Below are 20,625 nucleotides of genomic sequence, written 5' to 3' on the forward strand. Positions count from 1 at the left end.
CCCTTTGGCGGGGCGGAAGTTGTTGATTCGGCTGCGCGTGTGCTGGTACTTCTGCGACCGTGCCCGGTGCGGGCGGCGGACGTTCGTCGAGCAGGTCCGAGGGCTGAGCGAGCGTCACCTGCGCTCCAGCACGGGGCTGAAGGACTGGCTGCGGGCCGTCGCCGTCGAACTCGGCGGCCGCGCGGGCGAGCGGCTGTGCCGCAAGCCCAGCGTCACGGCCGGCCGCACCCACCTCCTCGGACTGCTCGAAGTGCCCGAGGTGCTGGAGCGGGCGCCGCGGATGCTCGGCGTCGACGAGTTCGCCTTCCGCCGGGGCCGCACCTACGGCACCCTGCTGGTCGACGTCGAGACGGGCCGTGTCGTGGACGTCCTGCCCGACCGGACCTCGGAAACCTTCGTGGCCTGGCTGCGTGAGCATCCCGGCGCGGAGATCGTCTGCCGCGACCGCGCCAGTACCTACAGCCGGGCGGTCAAGGAGGCCGCGCCGGACGTGGTCGAGGTCGCCGACCGCTGGCACCTGCTACAGAACCTGTCCGCGGCGGTCGAGAAGACCTGCCACCAGTACCGCGCCTGCCTGCGCAAACACGCCGAGCAGGAGGTGCCGTCCGAGCCGCCGACGATCGACCTGCCGATCCTTCAACTACCGCACCCCGATCGTCGAGCGCACCCGTGACCGCTACGCGGACGTCCACCGTCTGCTGGGGCAGAAGTGGACGATCAGCGCGATCGCCCACCACCTGGGGCTCGACCGCAAGACCGTCCGCCGCTTCAAGACCACCCCGCTGCACGAACTCCTCGCCTCCGCAAGGTAGTTCAGTTCCAGCAGGCAGGCAGGGGCAGGTCGACCCGTTCAAGCCCTATCTGAACAGCCGGTTCACCGCCGGGTGTACCAGCGCCCAGCAGCTGTTCCGCGAGATCCGTGAAGGCGGCTACCGCGGCAGCGTCCTGGTCGTCCGCCGCCACGTCGCCTCCCTGCGCGCGGGAACCGCTGAACCCGTGCGCGCCAACGTCCCGAGCCCGCGCCGGATCACCTCCTGGATCATGCGGCCGACCGGCACCCTCACCGAACGCGAGCAGGACAGGCTGCTGAACGTCCGGATCGCCTGCCCGGACATCGCCCGCGCCTACGACCTGGCCCGATGCTTCCACGACCTCATGACCAACCGCCTCGGCACCCTCCTGCCGGACTGGATCGACCAGGCCGAGCAGGACGCCCCCACGCCGATACGCTCCTTCGCCGGCTACCTCCGCCACGACCTCGCCGCCGTCACCGCCGGCCTCACCCTCGAATGGAGCTCCAGCAAAGTCGAAGGCAACGCGAACCGGGTCAAAACACTCAAAAGAGCCATGTACGGCCGGGCCTCGTTCCAGCTCCTGCGAATCAGGATCCTCACCCGGCCGCAGAACCGGTAGAGCGGGGTCGCCGGTCCGTCGGGCAGACTGGAGGCCGCACAAGGAGGACACATAGATCCTGATGAACTGACGTACGAATTTCAGCGCGATGTCACGCGGCCCACGGATCGCCCGAATCTTCTGGATGTGACAGGCGTGAAGGGCCTGGCCCAAGCTGCTGGCATAGCGAGTATGTGGATCCGCAAGGGGATCTCCGACCACGTTGAAGTACTCGACCGACGACGACTGGTTCTTGCCGTCTCGGAGTTCGACGTTCGCGTGCTTGATGATCCCCGGCAGCAGGACGTCTACCACGTCCGGACGCTGAGCGATCAGCATGCCTGGACGTGCGTTGGCCGCGCAGCCCATCTGCGAGACGCGTTGGCAGTGGCCGATGGCCACTTGTCGCCCGGAAGCGAGTGTGCTGCAGTCGAGATTCGCCGAGGCCGTTCCAGAATCGCCCTCCTGACGTGGGCCGACCTGGGCCGAATATGGCCCGGTAAGTCCAAGAGGGACATCGAAACCGGACCGGCTCGGTAAGCAGTGGCCACGGGCGCTCCACCGCGTGGCCGAGCACCAACTGTGGAGCGGCTGTTGGTCGGTCGGCCTAGGAATATTGCCAAGAGATGAGAGCACCGGGGGCGGTCGAGGTCGTGTCAGTGGCCTCCGGTTGTATTGCCGCGTGAGCGTCTACGAAGTGATCAAGCAGTTGCCCGAGCCCGAGACGGTGCGCGCTCGCTCGAAGGCGATGGCGATGCTGGACGCTGTCCTGAGCCCGGAGTGGGAGTGGCGTTACTACTCGTATGACGCCCGGTGGGCTCCGGGTGAGGAGATGGCCTCGATGCGGGACGGCAGCGGGAACGACTACGCCATCGTCTTCTCCGCGGCCGGGGTCTATGCCCAGGCGTGCAACCACGAGTCGCCGATCTCGGCGTATCACGTCTCGCCCCCGGCGCTGTGGCCCGGGTTGTTCGACTCGGTCCCGGAGGTTTTTCGCGCCTTGGTGCAGGAGCCCGCCTTCGCCGACAGCAGCGGCCTCCCGCGAGCCACCGTGTGTCTGTGGCGGGAACATGCCGACTCCGTCTGGAAGTGCGGTGATGTCCATGTCCCGGATTGGGACGAGGAGGACGCCGATGGCGCTCAATGGCTGTTCGGGCTCCTGCTGGAGGGCACCGCGGAGGCGTTTCTGGAGTTCGCCGACGAGGTCTATGAACTGTCCCTTGACCTGGCGGCAGTTCAGCACGTGTATGACTTGAAACCGCTGACCCAAGACGTTGTCGCAGCCCTGGACCCGGAGGTTCGGATCGAAGACCTGGCCGGGGACATCGCCCAGATCGGGTATCCGGAGTAGGCGCTCGCGGTAGCAGCGTCAGCCGGCCTTCCTCAGCCGACCGCCTGCTGCTGTTCGGCTCGGGCGCGGGTGCTGGCCAGGCGGTAGGAGTCGGTGCCGGTCTCGATGATGGTGCCGTTGAAGGTGAGGCGGTCGACGATGGCCGCGCAGAGCCGGGGATCGGTGAAGGTCTTGGTCCAGCCGGCGAACGACTCGTTCGAGGCGATGGCGACGCTGTTCTTCTCCTCCCGCTCGGTCAGAACCTGGAACAGCAGTTCGGCGCCGCGGCGGTCGAGTTCCATGTAGCCCAGCTCGTCGATGCACAAAAGGTCGACGCGGCCGTAGCGGGCGATGGTCTTGGCCAGTTGCTTCTCGTCCGCGGCCTCGACGAGCTCGTTGACGAGCTTGGTGGCCAGCACGTACTTGACCCGGAAGCCGGCCATCGCGGCTTCGGTGCCGAGGGCGATCAGCAGGTGGGACTTGCCGGTGCCGGAGTCGCCGATCAGGCAGAGCGGCAGGCTCTTCTTGATCCACTCGCAGGTCGCGAGGGTGTGGACCGTCGCCGGGTCGATGTTCGGGTTCGCGTCGAAGTCGAACTTCCGCAGCGACTTGTCCCGGGGGAAGCCAGCGGCCTTGATCCGCCGTTCCGAGCGGCGCCGGGCCCGGTCGTCGCACTCGGACATCAGCAGCTCAGAGAGGAATCCGAGGTAGGACATCTGCTCGCGGGCGGCGCTTTCGGCGAGTTCGGGGAACTGGGATCGGACGGTGGGCAGCCGTAGCATCCGGCATGCCTGGTCGATGGCGGCGGTGGCGGCCTGCTCGGTGATGCCTCGCTGGCGGGGGAAGGTCACGGCGTTCTCCTTCAAGGGGTCGGGCGGTCCGGTCGGCGGTGTCGCAGCAGCTGGTCGTAGTGGGCCACCGAGGGCAGCGGCCTGGTGTCGGGCGGCAGCTGGGCCAGGCGCCGCTCGGTCAACGAGGTCGCCGTCGCCCGGTCGGTGGCGGACGGCCGCGGTTCTGCGGGAATGCCGGTGTCGGCCTCGGCGGCCTTGCGAGCCTCCAGCGCGACCGCGTCGGCGGTCAGCGCCCCAGATCGGAGGGCAGCGGCGAGGCCGGTGACAAGGTGCTCGTGGGGCAGGTGCCGGCCCAGCAACAGGACCTCGATCAGCGCGCGGGTGCCTTCGCGCTCGCCGTGCACCTTGCGGACGGCCGCCCACCAGGCGTCGTGGACCGGGGTGAAACGACCCGCAGAGCGGGCCTGGTCGAGCGCGGTCGCCCCGGGCAGGGCACCGGGCTTGCGGACCAATGCCTCCAGGTAGTGGTCCAGATCGAGCCGGACACCGCCCTTGGCGATCAGTCGCTCGTGCCGGGCGATCTCCTCCCGGCCGTCGTAGACGACCAGTTCGGAGGCGTGCAGCATCACCCTCACCGTTCGGCCGATCATCCGCACCGGCACCGAGTAGCGGTTGTTGCTTACCCCGATCTGGCTGTATCGGTCGACCCGCGGGGTGAATAGCCGACCCGTCTCGAACGTCTCCTCCGGCAGCGGCGCCAGCAGCGACCGCTCGGCGGCGAAGTACTCGCCGATGGTGCGGGGCCGAGAGCGGATCCGGCGGGCCTCGTCCTCCTCGTCCCACCGGTCGATCATCGCGTTGAGCTCGGCCAGCGTGGCGACTTCCGGGACGGGGACGAGGTGGTTGCGGCGGAACCAGCCGATCTGCCCCTCGACGCCGCCCTTCTCGTGGGCGCCGCCGATGCCGGGCTGGCAGTAGAGGACATCCAGGCCGTATTCTCTGAACTTATTGCCGAGCCTTGCTCGTGGCCACGATGTCGATGGCGACCCGAAGCGGTGTCTCCGCCTTCCCCGGTAGGGCCCGGGTGATTGCGATCGCCTGGATAATGCTCATGCCGCGCTCGGCCAGCAGGGTCTGGACAGCCTCCACCCCCTCGCTCTCAAGGACTGGTCGGCACTGCTCGACCAGCGCGGACCAGCGTGCGGCCTCTTCAGGGCTCAGCCCGATGACGTGGTCAAACACGACTTTCTCCTCCCCGAACTGAGCCGATGGGTTGTACTCACGTCTCGTCAGAGCCCAGAGCTGCACTCAGGACCTTCACGGCGTCAGCGTATTGAAGGCGGTCGAACTGAAACGGGCCGAACCCCGAGTAGTCGCGGGTCCTGCGGTGGGGTTGTTCGAAGGAGTCCCAGGTCACGAGGTCAGGAGTCACTGTGATGCTGGCCATCAGCGGCCAGCATCCCCACTCGCCGCATTCACAGCCGAGAACGGGTGTCTTTGGCCCCATCGCGCCGGTGGATCGTCCATGGAAATGATCTTCCATAGGGCCGAACCGGAAGAACTGCGGGATAAGCCCGCCGTAGGCGTCTCCGGCTGGTTGCATCCCAGCGTCCGTCTCGAACTGGTTGATCAAGTCGGTGAGAGGTGTTCCGTCGATGCACGGGACGACTTCGAGCACGCCGCGATCATCGTGGCGTCGGCAGACGAAGACGATCCCCTGGTTGGTCATCTTCTGATTCTGGCAGCTCATGCCTTCCCCGTTCCTCCTGATTTTGGTGGGCGGTCATGGCCGTGGCGGCAGAGCCGGGGAAGCCGGTTGCGGAGTGGGGATGCCGAGGTCGACGACGGGCCGATGGTCACGGCGTCGGTCGATCTGGGCCAGCTTGTCCTCTGCACCGGCGAGGCTGACGTGCAGTCCCTCAACCTCGCCGAGCCAGCCTTCGCGTTCGGCTTCGGAGATGCGGGCGATCAGGTTGTCGCGGATCTCGGACAGTCGGTCGCGCTGTGCGGGGTCGGGCCAGAGCATCGGGCAGCGAACACAGGCTTCTCTGAACTATCGCGTGGTTCCCGCCGAATGAGCTGTCGAGCTCATCCATGCCGGTAGGCGCGGGCCTCACGACGTCAGCACATCTTCCCGATCTTCAATGCTCGCGCCCGCTCTCCACTGTTCTCTGGGCGGATGCGCTCGGCCAGGCAGTGCCGGTGGGAGATGATGGTGTGGCTCCCTGGACCGTCGTTGCTGCGCGAGTCCAGGACGAGGGCGTCTCCACCTGGGCCCAACGTGATCGGTTCACCACAGAAGTCGCAGCTCCAGACCAGCGACTCCAGGTCGGCAGGCCGGATGGTGAGCCGCACTGATACCGGCGGATGCCAGCGGTGGATTTGCTCGATCACTGCATCGATCTGTGAACCAATGGGTGGAAAGAGCGCGAGTAGTTCGTCGTGGCTGCTCGTGGTCCGGGAGAACTGCTGGATCATGTCGATAGAGGCCGACAGACCAGCGTTCTCGTAGCCAACGATCTCAACGAGCACACCCCATGGGTGATGGCTGAGGCCCCTGGCCTGCACCTTCTGGCCAGGCATGAGCGCCAGACTCTCCGTCTCGAATCTTTCCATGAACTGCTTCCCCCTCAGCAATGTCCTTGTATCTGAGGACATCGAGCCGGCCGCCGAGCAGATCTTCCAGCCTCCGAGAGCGCATCACCATGTCGGGGACCCTATAGCTCCTCCAGGACAGCGACGGAGGCCCAGGAGCAGCTGGAGGCCACCCGGGAGGAGAACGCCTCGCTGCGTCCGTGCGGGGACTCTTCTTCCGGTCGCCGTCGGGGTTCGGCGTGGGGGTACTTCCCGGCTGCCGGGAGCGGCCAGTTCTAGTTGTTCCGGGCCGGTACGTCGGGATTGGCGGCCGGTGTGGGTGCGAGGATGGTGGCGATCGCGGCGAGGTCCGCCTCACGGTTGCGGCGGCGCAACCGGCCCAGGTTGTTGGCGTCGAGGTTGCTGGGGCGGATGATCGCGAGGCGTAGTCCGTGGGCGGGGATCTCGGTGTCGCGGCGGCGGTCGTACAGGGCCCGCTGCTTGCCGCGGTGGACGCCGCTGATCGTCAGCTTCTCGGGCTTGTCGAAGATCGCGACCGGCTGGTCGTGCTGGCGCTCGCGGTATTCGACAACCAGTTCCAGGTCAGGCCAGTATCCGTCGACGGGCAGCGTTGCCCGTCGACCGCCGGCGCCGGGGTCGCCACGCAGCCACTCGAAGCGGTGCTCGCGCAGGCCGCTTTGGCCGAGGTACTCGTCGCACAGGTCGAGGACGTACGCCTCGTCCCGGTCAGCTCTTGCGCCCATGAGATGGCATCCTGCCAGCCCAACCACCCAGCTCGGACGAAATTCCGTATCTGACAGCAGTCTCGCCTCCCCAGGGGCATCAAGGCGGCCGCTGCACGAGCCCGGCGGGCACCGGTCACTGCACCTCTTCGAGGACCGCGTCCTCGGGGACCCAGGGGAAGTGGACCCACGGATACCTGGCCGACGAGAAGTGCATCGGATCGAATGCGAGCACCGCGTCGATGAACGGGGCGGGCGGCCGATACCCGTGGTCGACGACGTAGTGGCCGATCAGTGCCGGCGCGGCGAAGGCGATTCCCGGCCTGGACGGGATGCGGATCTCGCCGGTGCCCACACTGCTTCGCTGACGACCTGGCAGCGGCTCGTAGGAACTCATGTCCAGGGGCGGACAGAGCTCGCACTCGTGGAGGCCCAGCATCACGTTGACGGCCTGAACGTCGAGCACCGCCGTCAGGCTCTCCACGAACGCCTTTGGAACAGCACCGCCGGTCCACGCCTGATCGTCCGACAGCCAGCCGACGTTCAGGCGCTCATACGCGGGCTCGAAGGTCAGGAACCGGTAGCCCGTGGTCCTGTCGGTGAAGCAGTCCCCGCCATCCCAGTAGGAGTACGGGCTCATGTCCTCGTAGAACGTCACCGCCAGTTCGTATCACCCACACGTTCGCCCAGACACGCCGGGGGCCGTTCGTATCGCCATCACCATGACGGCGATACGAACGGCCCCGGCTGCAACCTCGGCTTTAGCGACGCTGGTTAGCGCCAGAAGTTCAGACACAGCCCCTCAGACAGGCCGGTGAGCGGTGCGGCCGGCGTCGGATTGCGCGCCTGATGCGTCGGGCCGGTCTGGCGGGTCTGCACCGTCGCCGACGGCAGCGGACCACCGTCCCCGACCCCAATGCCGCCGCGCGGCCCGACCTGGCCCTGCGGGGCTTCCAGCCCGATCCACAGGCCACCGGGACGCGTTGGTGCGGTGACATCACCTACGTTCCGACCGGCGAGGGTTGGCTCTACTTGGCCACCGTCATCGACATCGCCTCGTGCCGCGTCGTCGGCTGGGCGACCGCCGACCACCTGCGGACCGAACTCGTCGCAGACGCCCTGCGGGCAGCCTGTCGCCAGCGTCGTCCGAGCGGCCCGGTGATCTTCCACTCCGATCGCGGCTGCCAGTACACCAGCCGTGAATTCGCTTACCTGGCAATCCAGTTCAACATTCAGCTTTCGGTGGGCCGCACCGGGCAGTGTTGGGACAACGCCCTCGCCGAGTCCTTCTTCGCCACCATCAAACGCGAGTTGATCGACACCCGGACCTGGCCCAGCCGGGCCGCCGCCCACTCCGCGATCTTCGAGTGGATCGAGAGCTGGTACAACATACGAAGGCTGCACAGCAGCCTCGGCTACCGCAGCCCCGCCGAGTACGAAACCATCCTCGCGGCCTGACCACCACAACGATGGTGTCCGTCAAAGCGGAGCAAGCTCACGGTGGATTTACATGGGACGGTGGTCTTCACGGCTGTTCGGCTGCGAAGACCACCGCTGGTGGGCCGTCAAGTGGGGACGGTCAGGTGTTTCGTGTTCATCCGGCGAGGGAGGGGCCGCCGGTGATGCGGTTCCAGGTGTTGCCGGTGGGGTCGTAGGACCACAGGGTGTCGTGGTTGTCGCGTAGGAAGGTGACCAGGTGCTTGGTTGTGGGGTCGGTGACGGTGTGCGGGGTGGTGTCGTCGGCCATGGCCTTGCCGGCGGGGGAGAGCGGCACGAGCGTCCAGGCTCCGGTGGCGAAGTTGAGGGAGTTCAGCCGGTGGTCGGGCCCGTTGACGTGAACGGTGACGCGGTTGGCCGTGGTGTCGACGGTGGCGACGGGGTCGGTGGCGGCCATGGCGCCGTGGTCTCGCCAGCCTGCTCCCCAGGGGTCGACGGACCACAGGTGGTGGTCGGTGTCCCGGATGAAGGCGGTGAAGTGCCCGTTGGCCGGGTTGACCACGACGGAGGGCACGGCGTCGCCGGCGAGCACCGTTCCGGAGGTGGTCGCGGTGTACTCGGTGCGGCCCGTGCCGTTGCGGTCGATCGCGTTCAGGCGGTTGTTCGGCCCGTTGACGTAGACCACGATGTGGTTGTCGTTGGGGTTGATGACCGGGATCGGGTCGGTGGCGGCGAGGGCGCCGAAGTCATACCAGCCCTCGCCCTGCGGGTCGACGGACCACAGGTGGGAGGCGGTGTCCTTGATGTAGGTGACCAGGTGCCCGTCGGCCGGGTTGACGATGGTATGTGGGACTGCGGCGGGAGCCAAGGCGGTGCCCGAGGGAGTGAGGACGAACTGGGTCCATACTGCGGTGGTCCGGTCGTAGGACCAGAGCCGGTTGTTGGGTCCGTTGACGTAGACCATGACGTGCTGGTTCGCCGGGTTGACGATCGCGGTGGGCGAGGTCGCTGCGTAGGCGCCGAGATCGTGCCAGCCGTCGTCCTGCGGGTCGGCGGACCACAGGTGGTTGCTGCTGTCCTGGACGAAGGTGAGCGGGTGTCCGGTCGTCGGGTCGATCACACTGTACGGCGAGCCCTTTACCTGCGTTCCCGACGGGGCGTCACGGCGGGTGCGGTCCACCCAGTTGCCGAGGTCGTCGGTGCGCTCCGCGTAGGCGGTGGTGCGGGTTTCGGTGGTGTCGGTGCCGAGGCAGCCTCCTTGCCAGGAGCGGGAGATGATGCCGACGAGGGCGGGTTTGCTGTTCTCGGTGCGCCATAGCGGTGCGCCGGCGTCGCCCTTGCAGATGAGGCCGGGGGCGGTGGGGGTGAGGTCGAAGCCGGAGGCGGTGACGGCACCGGTGGTGGCGGCGGGGGTGTGGAGGGTGCCGGGGGCCCAGGCGGTGGCGGTGCGGCCGTAGCCCGCGGTGTTCAGCACGCCCCCGTTGGCGGGGGCGGTGGTGGCCAGGGCGATGGGGGCGACGCCGGTGACGGGTGTCTCGAGGCGGGCCATGACCAGGTCGCGGTCGGCGTGGGGGGCCAGCGCGACGACCTTGATCTGCTGTCCGCCGGTGGCGTTGAGGTCGGTGCGGCCGATGGTGGCGGTGGTGGCGTTCTTGGGTGCGCCGGCGGTAACGGTACCCGGGTTGGCGGGGTCGTCGGCGAAGCAGGACTTGGCGGTGAGGATCATCTGAGGGTCGACGAGGGTGCCGGTGCAGGTGCGGCCGGTGCCGCCGATGGCGAGTTGGGCGGTGAAGGCGGTGGCGGGGTCGTTGGGCGTGGTGGTGGGGGCGGCGGGGCCGGTGACGCGCAGTTCGAGGAGGGTGGCGACAGCTCCTCCGCCCGGGGCTGATTCGCCGACCGCCTTGAACTGGTTCTTGCCGACGTCGACGCTGGAGGTGGCGCCGGCCGCGCTGAGCTGGGCGGTCAGGGAGCGGTCGGCGTAGGTGGCGATCCCGAAGACCTCAGGGACGGTCAGCGACAGGTAGCCGGTGGCGCCGGTGGTCTTGAAGCAGACGATGCTGCCTGCGGGCTGGGCCTGGTCGAGGCCGGTCCAGACCTTGACCTGGTAGTCGCCGGAGCAGTCGGCGAGGGTGATGTGCCCGTCGCCGGCCTTGAGCGTGACGCCGGTCTGCTGCAGGATCCGGGCGGCATCCGGGTAGGCGCCGTCCTCGACCGCGGACGGGACATCGCTTGCGGTGGTGCCTGCCAGGGCGGGCGGAACAGCCGCGCCCGGCATGACTAGCAGGCCGGCGGCGGCTGCCAGCGATACCGGCCATCTGGAACGAATTCTCACGAGTCCCCACCTGTTTCTAATAAGCGTCAACTGATGCTTTGTGTAGGCAAAGTCGGACATTCTGATGCCCTCTGCCCGTCTGACGGTAAGTAATATAAGGTATCGGCCGGGGGTGGGGAGAAGGGTAAGGGATTCGATCGGCCGACAGGGCCGGAATCGACTTTTTCGATCGTCGTTGATGCAGGCCAACCAGGTCGGTCCGCGCCTGTCCTGACGGAAAGTCAGACAGGTTATTTGGGCTGCCGTTCCGCATGCGGCACATCATTTCCCATCTCCCTTCTTGCTGCCTCCCTCGGAGAGCGAAGACGCTACGGAACAGGAGCGGTGAATGGTGATGGGCAGGCGAACAAGGGGAAGGCCCGGTTTTCGGCCGGTTGTGAATGTGTTGCTGGCGGCCACGCTGGCGGCGGGCGGGCTCGCGGGGGCGGTGCCAGCGGTAGCGGACGAGACGCCGGTGCCGATGCCTGTCCGGTCGATGGACCTGCCGGACACCGACCGCGGCAAGGCCGTGGCGTTTTGGCGCGACGGCGGGGCCGAGGTCCGCGCGGCCGCCGAGGTCGCGCTGGCGGGCTCCGACGCGGAGGTGACCGCCTTCCTCAACACCGGGCGCGGCGCCGCCGAGAACGCCGACGACCGGCAGATGGCAATGGATCTCGTCACTGGGGGCGGCCGGAAGCTGCGCGAGGCCGCGCAGGCCGCCTTGAACGGGACACCGCAGCAGCTCCACGACTTCCTCGACACCGGCTGGCGCGCGCCGCTGGAGACGGACCAGAAGATCGAGGCCGCCAGACTCGTCGGGGAAGGCGGCCGTCACGTCCGGGAGGCCGGCCAGGCGGCGCTGAACGGCTCCGCCGACGACATCCGTGCCTTCCTCAAGACCAAGTACCCGACGCTGAAGGACCTCGACGACCGCATCGCCGTGGCACGGATCACCGGCGAAGGAGGGCCCGCCACGCAGGCCGCCGGCCGCGCCGCGCTCGAGGGTCCGATCGACGACGTCCGGGACTTCCTCGCCGTCGGCCGCTACGTCTCCCAGGCACGCGACCTCGACTACACGAACGTGACTACCCTCGCTGCCCAGGCGAGCGACTCGGCCACTACCGCCGGGCGCGAGACGGACGCGGCCAAGGACGCCTCCGACCAGGCCGTGCAGGCCGCACAACTGGCGAAGCAGGCTGCCGCGCAGGCAGCCGCCGAGACGGCTGCCGCGCAGAACGACGCCGCCAAGGCCGCCGCCGCCGCGAACCGGGCCGCTGCCGCGACGAGACGGGCCGCCCAGGCCGCACAGTCAGCGATCGCCGCGGCGCGTGCCGCCAACGCCGCAGCCAGGGACGCGGCACGCGCCGCCGCCGATGCCAGCCAGATCGCCTCGACCATCGAGCAGTACACGGCCAAGGCCCGGGAAGCGGCGGCCGCCGCCGCGACCGATGCGACCAAGGCCGACGATGCCAAGAAGGCCGCCCAGGACGTCCGCGACCACATCAAGGACGCCGCCGACATCGTGGACATGGGCAATCGCGCCAAGACGGCGGGCGATGCCGCCTTTGCCGCGACAGCGGCAGCCAATGACGCGGTCGCCCAGGTCAAGGCCGCCGAGCAGTCCTCCCTGGACGCCGCAGCGACCGCGGATGCGGTCGGCGCCTCCTCCGCCGAAGCACGGGCCGCGGCCGACGCCGCGCATCGCCATGTCCAGGAAGCCGCCCGCGCCACCGCGGCGGTCACCGCCTTCGCCGACCAGGCCCGCGCCGCGGCGGCAGAGGCGATCGCAGCAGTCAATTCGGCCATCGCCCACGGCAACGCCGCAGCCCAGGCGGCAGAGGCCGCAGCCGTGAACGCCGGCCACGCCACCGATGCCGCCGCCCAGGCGACCGCGCACGCGGATGCCGCTACCCAGGCCGCCGACGCCTCCACCGCCGCCGCCGACAAGGCCAAGGCCGTCCACGCCCTCGCCGCCCAGAGCGAGGCAGAAGACCTCGCCTCGCGCACCAACGAAGCCGTCGCCACCGCCCAGGACCAGAAGGTTGCCTTCGACACGGCCAAGGCCGCGGCGACCCAAACCGCCGCGGACCGCAAGGCGCTCGCCGATCGGGCCCAGGCCCTGGCCGCCGACGCCGCCAAGCCCGACGCGGACCCGCAACGCATCGCGGCCGACGGACGCAAGATGGCCATCGCCGTCCTGCGAACCGGAGGCCCCTGGGCCCTGTCCGCCGCAGAGTTCGCCCTCGCCCAGTCCGACGACGCCATCCGCGACTACGCGCGCACCGGCTGGCAAAAAGCCAACGAGGCCGACGAGCGCCAGCGCACACTCACCATCGCCTGGCAGACCGACCAGCCGGACCTGGCCCAGGCAGCCCTCACCGCCTTCGACAGCGACCCTGCCGCCGTCCACACCTTTCTGACAACCGGCCAGCACCAGGTCGCCGCGACCGAGTACCGCAAGCAGATCGTCCGGATCATCGGCGAGGGCGGCCGCAAGGTCCAGGAAGCCGGACGAGCCGCCCTCGACGCCAACACCCTCGACGCCCTGCTGCAGTTCCTCAACTCCGGACAGTTCGCCCAGCGCGAGACCGACGACCGCATCGAGATCGCCCGCCTCGTCAGCCAAGGAGGCCCCGAGGTTCAGGCCGCAGGCCGCATCGCCCTCGAAGGCCCACCGATCATGCAACGCCGGTTCCTGACGCTCGGCCAGTACACGGCCCGGCACAAGGACCAGCTCGCCGCCGCCCACAACGCCCAGATCCAGTCCGTCATCTCCCAGGCCTACGCCAACGCCTCCACCGCCCAGCAACAGGCCTTCGAAGCCCGCGCCGCAGCCGCCCGCGCCCGCAACGCCGCAGCCGAAGCCCAGGGCTACGCCGACCAGGCCCAGCAAGCAGCCGCCGCCGCCGCCGACGCCGTCACCCGCGCCCGCGACTCGGCAGCGCAGGCCAGCCTGTCCGCGGCCGAGGCCGTCCAGGCGGTGCACGCCGCGACCGCCGCGCAGGCCAGCGCCCAACAGGCATCGGACCGCGCCCAGGAATCCTCCGCCCGCGCCGCGGCAACCTACACGTGGGCCCAGGGAGCAGCAGCCAACGCTGACAACGCGGCCGCCCAGGCACGACACTCGGCAGAACTGGCCCATGCCAGCGCTGTCGACGCCGGCACGGCCGCGACCAACGCGTACGACACTCTCGAGACCTACGAGATGATCCAACGCGCCTACGATGCCATGCAGATGCAGCAGATCATGTCCATCGTCATCAGCATCGACAACCTCTCCGCCGAGGACTACCACCAGCGCCTCGACATCATCGGTGCCATCCCCGTCCCGGGCGCCGAGGTCGGCGCCAACGGCATCAACTGCGCCTGGTACGCCGTCGACGGCCAGTGGTCCGACGCCGCCATGTCCTGCCTCGCCGCCATCCCCGTCCTGGGGGAGACCGCTTCCGCCTACAAGGCCGCGAAATGGGCCAAGAAGGGCGAGAAGATCCTCGACGCGGCCAACGAACCCCGACAGACCAAGACCGACCTGACCCTGCAGGCCGCCTCCTGCATGACGGACCTCGGCAACAGCTTCCCCGCCGGCACCAAGGTGCTGATGGCCGACCGCACCACCCGGCCCATCGAACAGATCCGAACCGGCGACACCGTCCTCGCCACCAACCCGCTCACCCGCGAAACCCTCCCCGAGCGCGTCGACGGCACCATCACCACCCCCAACGACGTCGACTTCACCGAAATAGACGTCCTCGGCCCGAACAACACGACAGGCACCATCACCGCCACCGACCACCACCCCTTCTGGTCACAGACCGCGAACAACTGGGTCTACGCCTCAGGCCTCGTCCGCGGAACCCTCCTGCGCACCCCGGACGGCACCACCGCCCAGGTCACCGCCGTCCGCTACCGCGAAGCCTGGCAGACCACCTACAACCTCACCGTCCACGACCTCAACACCTACTACGTCCAAGCCGGCACCGCCGCGGTGCTGGTACACAACAAGAACAAACCGGTGGTGATGCCGAATCTCGTCAAGCTCGCGATCGACAAGCTCCTCGCCGGACAGCTCTCCCAACGCCGCTGGCCAAACGGAGATCTTGACTTCTTCAGCGGTAAAGATCTTCAGTCCCCTGGCATGAAGCGCTTCTGGTCGGACTACGACCACGCCTACGACGAAAATGTGCGAACTCCAGGCGTGGTCACACGGATCTACACGGTCGTGGAGGACGACGACCGCTACCGGCTCATCGTGCGGGAGGCGCCGGGCGAGCCGAAGAAGTACGCGTGGGTCGCGCCGGGGTCGGATGGCGTCCACAACTACGGAAGACTGATTGAGTTCGACCCGTCATGCCCGTACTAGGAGCAGCTCTGTGAGAGACACCGCGATTTCCGATGCCTTGGCCCCGGCCGGGCTGGTCCTGCTGCCGGTCCCCGTTCCGGTGGAGGTGTGCCCGACCCAGGGTGCCCGGGTGTCGTCCTGCTCGCCCGGGGACGGTCGGATCGATGAGGTCGTCGATCTCGCGCAGCCTGACGGGCTGGAGAGGTTCGACGAGGCGTGGCTGCGCCTGGCGACCCGGATGGGCCTGTTCGCCGAGGACGGGGCCTTCCTGCTCGCCGTCACCCTGGACCCGGACAACGAGTACTCGCGCTGGACACCGGTGCGGCTCGCGGAGCGCTGGAACATCTCGGGCCGCAACCCGGGCACTATCTCCGGACCGATCGGCAGCGGCGGTCTGCTGACGGCCTCCATGGACGGCGAGGTGATCATCTCCGGGACGACCTGGCAGGACGGCACGGCTTCGGCGGTCGGCGTACCGCACCCTTACCGGGCCGAGCCGATCCGCCGCTACGTTCAGATGATGCTCGACGAAGGAGAGGTCCCCGCCGGCACCGAGGAGGGTGTCCGCAACTGGCTCATGCGGGCCTGAACGGGCCGAAGCCGTAGGCGCTGTCACAGCGCTCGCGAACGGTGGGGCGGCCACCCCTGGGGTGGCCGCCCCACCCGGCTCATCCGCAGGTTCTACACCCACTCCACGCCGTGCTCGGCCAGCTGCGCGAGCTGATCCGCACTCAACCCGGTCCTGCGGGACTTGGTGTTGTTCAACCAGGCGCCGAGTCCGACCTCGACCTGCTCGACGATCTCCTCGCCACCGGCACCGACCACGACCCGCTCCAACTGTCCTTCTTCGCGGCGGCCTCGGCGGTCAGCTCCTGCTCCTCCTCGATGCCGAGCGCCGCCAGCAGCTCCCGCTGCTCCTGGGCGAGCTGTGCCGAGGCGCCGCGCTGCGCCCGCACCCAGCGCCCGGTCGCCCCGCCCTCGAAGCCGGTGCCGAGATCGGCAGGTCGTGGCCGCGTCCGGCCTCCGCATGTCCAGCGCACCGCGATGTCCGGTTCCGGCGGATCTCGGATACTTTGGATGTGCCCGAATGGTACGTCAAATGCCTTGGCAGTACCGGCTGGTTGGTGTGCGGCCGGCTGTTACGCCGTGGTGACGGATCGAGCATGGGCGCGGGATATCCGCTCGACATGATTCTCGTACCGCGTCCGACGGGGCCTGCCGGCCCGAACCGCAAGGACGCGCACCTGCCGCTCACCGCCATCCGTTCCCGGGGGGAACCTCCGATGTCCGTCCGCACTCGCCGCGCCCGTCTCGCTACCTTCGCCGCCGTCGTCGTCCTCGGCGCCACCGTCCCCGTCCTGACCGGTACCTCCAGTGCCTGGGCGTGCGGCGACGTACCGGCCGCCGGCGCGGCGGCTGCGAACACCCCGGCCGCACAGCCCGTCGCCGAGCCGCAGTTGCGGGTCGATGCGGCCACAGGGGAGAAGAGCATCACGGCGGGCGGGGCCCCGGTCGAGTTCACGGTGAAGGTCAGCAGCAGCGGCCCCGGGCCGATCAAGGACGTGACGCCGTTTCCGAGCTTCTTCAACAAGGCCGGTGACTCGGCCGCCGCCACCCTGCTGAAGCAGGACCTGGCGCTCCAGGTGAAGACCGCGCAGGGCTGGAAGGACCTGGCCCTGTTCACCGGTTGCGACCCGGTACTGCATGCCGACTACTCGTCCCTGAAGGCCGACTACGCGCCGGGCGACTCCCACAGCTACACGTTCCGTCTGTTCGTCACCGCGCACGCCGACCCCGCCCAGACCCAGGTCGACGTCAGCACCGGTCTCGGCAACGTCTTCTTCCATGCGGGCTACGAGCTCACCGGCAACAAGAGCTTCGTCCTGCCGATCGTGCACCCGACCGCCCCGACCAGCCCGGCCCCCTCGGCGTCTGCGCCCAGCACCAAGGCCCCGACCAGCCCCGCCCCCTCGCCCAGCACCAAGGCCCCGGCCGCCCCGGCGGCCTCGGCATCCCCGACCGCCGTCCCGGCCGCGGCCGTGAGCTCCGCCGCCGCGAGCCCGTCGGCGGCGCCCGTCGCGGCGAACCTGGCCTCCACCGGCGGCGGCTCCTCCTCCGCCCCGATGCTCATCGGCGGCACCGCACTGGTCCTGCTCGGCGCCGGCGCCGTGGTCTTCGCCCGCCGCCGCACCGCGGCCGCCCGCGACTGACCGGTACGGCATCCTCCTCGGCTGCCTCTACCACTGCCTGCAGACACGCCAGACCTACCGCGAGGGCACCGCCTTCCTCCAGCCGCTTGACATGCTGGAAGCATCGGATGTCTCGAGGCCCTCGAAGGGTCCAGCCGGCCCTCCGCGGACTTCTTCCACACCCGCAGCTCGACCGCAGCCTCACCCAGCGCCTGCGTCAAGTCGGCGACCTGCGCTTCGAGTTGCTGTTCCCGAGTGCTGGGGCCGGACTTGGCAAGGCCGGCCCGGCCGGACTCCAGGAACTGGCGCCTCCAGGTCCCGATCGACTGCTCGGACACCTTCGCCCGCCGCGCGGCCTCAGCGACGGTCATCTCACCGGCCAGGATCGACAGCACGATCCGGACCTTCTCCTCCGACGGCAGTGCCGGTGGCCTCACCATGATCGATCAGACTCCTTCGAGCAGCAGGATCCGCAACAAACGAGCCCTGCCACAAAGTCTGACGCGCGACATCGGCACCAAACCACGCCGCGCCGGATGAATTGCAAGCCCAGAGCCTCCCATCGCCCCTGCTCGTTCGTAAGTTGTCGTTGCTCTCTGGGACGATGTCTTCGTGACGACGTATCTGGAACTCTTCGCCGACTACCACCAGATCCATGTGATGGACGAGAATTCCGACAGTGACGTTGGGGAGGCTTGGACGGCACAGGCTCTGTTCGACGCCCTCGCCGCTGCTGAGGACGTCCTGGCGTTCAGCACGGTGAACAACATGGACGTCGTCGTCGCGGTGGACATCCTGGAGGACGAGCCCGAGGACGACTCCGCCGACTTCGATCATGTGGTGGAGGCGAGCGTCCATGTCCCTTCCGGGCGCCTGACCATCCTGGGGTGCAGCGACTACCTGCCTGACGCTGCCCGGTTCGATGTCCCGGCCGGATGGATGCGTGTCCGTGTCTCCCGCAGCGGCCTGGCGGTTGCCGACGCGGACCCGGAAGGGTTCGCCTCTGAGAGCATCCGCCTGCAGATCTGGCCCGCCCCCCGACAGGAGCTACGGGTGATCACCAGGTGGACGAGACCAACAAACGGGGCTTGACCTCCATCATGCCCGCACCCACAACACGCAACAGCCACCGCCTGTCCGAGGCCAGACGTTAAAACACAAGCTGACCTGACTCACTCGTCCGAGATCGCGCTGTCTGCCGGCAGATGAGCCACTACGAGAGCGGCGGCCCCCTCTGGTGTCGCTGCCTCGCCGAGGAGGGTGGTGTAGCCGGAGGTGTAGACCTTGTAGGGCGGTCCGCCACAGACGATGAAAGGCAGGTCGTCGTGGTCCCCGTGCCATGGCGGGGCGGACCTGAGGAACTTCAACGTGCCGTGACTCGGCCACGGATAGAAATCACGGAGTCGCGGTTGGGCATGCGCGGCTTCGACGACCAACGGATCCCCTTGCCGGGTTCCCGGAGTACGTTCCAGTAGCTGACGCCAGGCAGTCAGGATGTCAGGAGCTTCAGGCATAAGCCGATCCTCCAAGATCGCGGGGCCGCGGACAAGTGGCACTGCCGCAGTGCGGTCACGGGGTCGTGGCCGCGCCCGCGTCGGGGCCCGGCCTGCTGGTGCTCAACCTGGAGCTGATGACGTTCTGCGACTCCAGCGGTTTGAACGCCTTCGTCCGCACCCGCCGCATCCTCCACGAAGCAGGCACCGACCTGGTGCTGACCGCCCCCACACCGCCGGTGGCCAGACTGCTGGGGATCACCTGGCTCTGTCCGCGAGAACGGGTTCTGGCTCAACTTCCGTGGTCTGCACACGGTGAGTGACGACGTGCCGGTTCGGTGGGCGTCGGGAAGTTGCCCGGAATTCGCCAGCGGCCGGGCCGTAGTGGCCGACAGTGCGGGACCGTGGATGATCTGGTGCCCCGGCTGGAAGGGCTGCTGTTTCCGTCGATCGCGGGCGTCAGGGTGCTGTCGGTCGACGTGGACGTCGAGTCGGTGAACGTGCGGGTCAAATCTTCGGCGGCGGGGCACAGCTGCCCGGGGTGCGGGAGATGGTCGACCCGAGTGCACAGCTCCTACCTGCGGTTTCCTGTCGACGGTCCGGTTGCGGGCAGACGGGTTCGGTTGAGCCTGCGAGTGCAGCGCTTTGTGTGCGGCAACCCGTCGTGCGGGCGGCGGACGTTCGTCGAGCAGATCGAAGGGCTGACGCGGCGCCACGGCCGGTGGACCGAGCAGTTGCGGGCCACGCTTGCCTCGGTCGGTCTGGCGCTGGCCGGGCGGGCCGGTGCCCGGTTGGCCAAGGTGTTCGGGGTGTCGGTGAGCCGGAGCACGGTGCTGCGGCTGGTCGAGGAGCCTCCCGACCCGGTGCCGCCGACCCCACGGGTCGTGGGCGTCGACGACGAGTACGCGACGCGCAAGGGCCGCACCTACGGGACGGTGCTGGTCGACGCCGAGACCCGCCGGCCGGTGGACCTGCTGCCCGACCGAGAGGCATCGAGCCTGGCGGCCTGGCTGGCTGAACGGCCGGGCGTCGAGGTCGTCTGCCGCGACCGCGCGCCGTTCTTCGCCGAGGGTGCCACCGCCGGTGCGCCGCAGGCGGTCCAGGTCGCGGACCGCTGGCACCTGTGGCACAACCTCAGCGAAGCGGCCGAGCGGGCCGTCGCCCGCCACCGGCAGTGCCTGAGTGCCACAACTCCGTTGGTCGGCAAGGCCATTACTGTTGAGTCCGCAGACCGGGAGGAGAACGCGGACCAGCCCTGGCCGACAGGCCACCGGTTCGCCGACCGGACCCGGGCCCGGCACGCCGAGGTACACGCCCTGCTGGCCGCGGGGCACAGCCGGCGCGCCGTCCAGCGGCAGCTCGGCATGACCTGGCGCACGGTCACGGCTCTGGCCGACGCCGCGAGTCCGGAGGAGCTTTTTCGGGGCCAGTGGCAGGGCCGCCCGTCAGTCCTGGACGAATACAAGCCCTACCTGGACGACCGCTGGAACGAGGGCTGCACCAACGCCTGGAAGCTCTGGGAGGAGATCGTCTCGCTCGGTTACAAGGGCAGCCACCAGCGCGTCGGCGCCTACCTGCGGCAGAAACGGACCTCGCCCCGGCCCGTGGCCGCGCAGCCGCCGTCGCCCCGCACCGTCGCCGGCCGGATCCTCCGGCGACCCAGGGCACTGTCCGAGGCCGAGCAGCTCCAGCTCAAGACCGTCTTGGCCCAGTGCCCGAACTCGACGCCCTGACCAGGCACGTCCGCTCCTTCGCCGTCATGCTCACCGAGCGCCAGGGCGAGCGGCTTCCGGAGTGGCTCGACGCCGTCCGCCAGGACGACCTTCCCAACCTCCACACCCTCGCCGCCGGTATCGACCGCGACCGCGCTGCTGTCATCGCGGGACTCACCCTCCCCCGGAGTTCAGGCGTCGTTGAAGGCCATGTCAACCGGATCAAGATGCTCAAGCGCCAGATGTTCGGCCGCGCAGGTTTCCAACTCCTCCGCAAGCGTGTCCTATTGGCATGACAGAGCGTTGCTGTACCG

22 protein-coding genes and 1 pseudogene are annotated in these 20,625 nt (G+C 68.8%); 11 read left to right on the top strand and 12 right to left on the bottom strand.

All coding sequences use genetic code 11. From position 1 onward, the window contains the following. From IH44_RS44580 to IH44_RS0126665, 3 genes are all read left to right on the top strand, one after another. Positions 1-673, top strand: a 673-nt coding sequence (locus IH44_RS44580) for a transposase (protein ID WP_232795096.1), incomplete at its 5' end; no start/stop codon positions are given. A gap of 323 nt (positions 674-996) precedes the next feature. Continuing rightward, positions 997-1,413: a transposase gene (locus tag IH44_RS44585; protein ID WP_051817351.1), complete on the top strand. Its 417-nt coding sequence runs from the start codon at positions 997-999 to the stop codon at positions 1,411-1,413. A gap of 661 nt (positions 1,414-2,074) precedes the next feature. Beyond that, positions 2,075-2,743 carry a hypothetical protein gene (locus IH44_RS0126665; RefSeq protein WP_030462276.1) on the top strand — a complete coding sequence of 223 codons (669 nt, stop codon included), beginning with the start codon at positions 2,075-2,077 and terminating at the stop codon, positions 2,741-2,743. Positions 2,744-2,775: 32 nt separating this feature from the next. On the opposite strand, the gene istB is transcribed toward IH44_RS0126665, so the two are convergent. The 8 genes from istB to IH44_RS0126705 all read right to left on the bottom strand — a co-directional run bounded on the left by istB (position 2,776) and on the right by IH44_RS0126705 (position 7,488). Beyond that, the gene (gene istB, locus IH44_RS0126670) at positions 2,776-3,573 is read right to left on the bottom strand and encodes an IS21-like element helper ATPase IstB (protein ID WP_030462277.1); all 798 of its coding nucleotides are present in this window, start codon (positions 3,571-3,573) and stop codon (positions 2,776-2,778) included. Positions 3,574-3,584: 11 nt separating this feature from the next. After that, on the bottom strand, positions 3,585-4,367 hold the full coding sequence (locus IH44_RS0126675; RefSeq protein WP_232795097.1) for a hypothetical protein: 783 nt from the start codon (positions 4,365-4,367) through the stop codon (positions 3,585-3,587). 151 nt (positions 4,368-4,518) lie between these two features. After that, positions 4,519-4,755: a hypothetical protein gene (locus IH44_RS0126680; protein WP_030462279.1), complete on the bottom strand. Its 237-nt coding sequence runs from the start codon at positions 4,753-4,755 to the stop codon at positions 4,519-4,521. A gap of 37 nt (positions 4,756-4,792) precedes the next feature. Then, positions 4,793-5,242, bottom strand: coding sequence for a hypothetical protein (locus tag IH44_RS0126685; protein WP_030462280.1), 450 nt, complete (start codon positions 5,240-5,242; stop codon positions 4,793-4,795). A 54-nt stretch (positions 5,243-5,296) separates the two neighbouring features. Then, complete coding sequence (locus tag IH44_RS0126690; protein WP_030462281.1) at positions 5,297-5,539, bottom strand: hypothetical protein; 243 nt, start codon at positions 5,537-5,539, stop codon at positions 5,297-5,299. Positions 5,540-5,634: 95 nt separating this feature from the next. Then, positions 5,635-6,129, bottom strand: a complete 495-nt coding sequence (locus tag IH44_RS0126695) for a hypothetical protein (RefSeq protein ID WP_030462282.1) — start codon at positions 6,127-6,129, stop codon at positions 5,635-5,637. Positions 6,130-6,383: 254 nt separating this feature from the next. Continuing rightward, positions 6,384-6,851 carry a hypothetical protein gene (locus IH44_RS0126700; RefSeq protein ID WP_051817353.1) on the bottom strand — a complete coding sequence of 156 codons (468 nt, stop codon included), beginning with the start codon at positions 6,849-6,851 and terminating at the stop codon, positions 6,384-6,386. 115 nt (positions 6,852-6,966) lie between these two features. Next, positions 6,967-7,488, bottom strand: a complete 522-nt coding sequence (locus tag IH44_RS0126705) for a hypothetical protein (protein ID WP_232795098.1) — start codon at positions 7,486-7,488, stop codon at positions 6,967-6,969. Positions 7,489-7,679: 191 nt separating this feature from the next. On the opposite strand from IH44_RS0126705, the gene IH44_RS0126710 reads away from it, so the two are divergent. Then, complete coding sequence (locus IH44_RS0126710) at positions 7,680-8,288, top strand: IS3 family transposase (protein WP_081967137.1); 609 nt, start codon at positions 7,680-7,682, stop codon at positions 8,286-8,288. Positions 8,289-8,424: 136 nt separating this feature from the next. Here IH44_RS0126710 and IH44_RS49495 read toward each other — a convergent pair whose 3' ends face one another. Then, the gene (locus tag IH44_RS49495; protein ID WP_051817354.1) at positions 8,425-10,542 is read right to left on the bottom strand and encodes a trypsin-like serine protease; all 2,118 of its coding nucleotides are present in this window, start codon (positions 10,540-10,542) and stop codon (positions 8,425-8,427) included. A 385-nt stretch (positions 10,543-10,927) separates the two neighbouring features. Between IH44_RS49495 and IH44_RS49500 the strand changes: the two genes are divergently transcribed. After that, a complete protein-coding gene (locus tag IH44_RS49500) occupies positions 10,928-14,938 on the top strand; it encodes a polymorphic toxin-type HINT domain-containing protein (RefSeq protein ID WP_081967139.1) in 4,011 nt (1,336 codons plus the stop codon). Between the two features lie 10 nt (positions 14,939-14,948). After that, positions 14,949-15,506 (top strand): hypothetical protein, encoded by a 558-nt coding sequence (locus IH44_RS0126725; protein WP_157852471.1) that lies wholly within the window; start codon positions 14,949-14,951, stop codon positions 15,504-15,506. A gap of 92 nt (positions 15,507-15,598) precedes the next feature. Here IH44_RS0126725 and IH44_RS46690 read toward each other — a convergent pair whose 3' ends face one another. Then, positions 15,599-15,754: a hypothetical protein gene (locus IH44_RS46690; protein ID WP_198545046.1), complete on the bottom strand. Its 156-nt coding sequence runs from the start codon at positions 15,752-15,754 to the stop codon at positions 15,599-15,601. 446 nt (positions 15,755-16,200) lie between these two features. On the opposite strand from IH44_RS46690, the gene IH44_RS43100 reads away from it, so the two are divergent. After that, positions 16,201-17,127, top strand: coding sequence for an LAETG motif-containing sortase-dependent surface protein (locus IH44_RS43100; protein WP_051817356.1), 927 nt, complete (start codon positions 16,201-16,203; stop codon positions 17,125-17,127). 200 nt (positions 17,128-17,327) lie between these two features. Here IH44_RS43100 and IH44_RS49195 read toward each other — a convergent pair. Then, positions 17,328-17,546, bottom strand: a pseudogene (locus tag IH44_RS49195) (transposase); the annotation flags it as partial. A gap of 172 nt (positions 17,547-17,718) precedes the next feature. Here IH44_RS49195 and IH44_RS0126740 point away from each other — a divergent pair. Beyond that, entirely contained in the window at positions 17,719-18,198 is a 480-nt protein-coding gene (locus tag IH44_RS0126740; RefSeq protein WP_030462290.1) for a hypothetical protein, read from the top strand. Positions 18,199-18,278: 80 nt separating this feature from the next. Here IH44_RS0126740 and IH44_RS0126745 read toward each other — a convergent pair whose 3' ends face one another. Further along, entirely contained in the window at positions 18,279-18,620 is a 342-nt protein-coding gene (locus IH44_RS0126745; RefSeq protein WP_030462291.1) for a DUF6193 family natural product biosynthesis protein, read from the bottom strand. Between the two features lie 35 nt (positions 18,621-18,655). Here IH44_RS0126745 and IH44_RS44595 point away from each other — a divergent pair, with 35 nt between their 5' ends. From IH44_RS44595 to IH44_RS48530, 3 genes are all read left to right on the top strand, one after another. Then, entirely contained in the window at positions 18,656-18,922 is a 267-nt protein-coding gene (locus tag IH44_RS44595) for an STAS domain-containing protein (RefSeq protein ID WP_157852474.1), read from the top strand. 177 nt (positions 18,923-19,099) lie between these two features. Further along, positions 19,100-20,332: an ISL3 family transposase gene (locus IH44_RS0126755; RefSeq protein WP_232795101.1), complete on the top strand. Its 1,233-nt coding sequence runs from the start codon at positions 19,100-19,102 to the stop codon at positions 20,330-20,332. After that, positions 20,311-20,607 (top strand): transposase, encoded by a 297-nt coding sequence (locus IH44_RS48530; RefSeq protein ID WP_304414220.1) that lies wholly within the window; start codon positions 20,311-20,313, stop codon positions 20,605-20,607. The genes IH44_RS0126755 and IH44_RS48530 overlap by 22 nt, the downstream gene beginning before the upstream one ends. Positions 20,608-20,625 lie beyond the last annotated feature (18 nt).

Origin of the sequence: Kitasatospora sp. NRRL B-11411, from assembly GCF_000721345.1 — a bacterium.
Classification (GTDB): domain Bacteria; phylum Actinomycetota; class Actinomycetes; order Streptomycetales; family Streptomycetaceae; genus Kitasatospora; species Kitasatospora cineracea.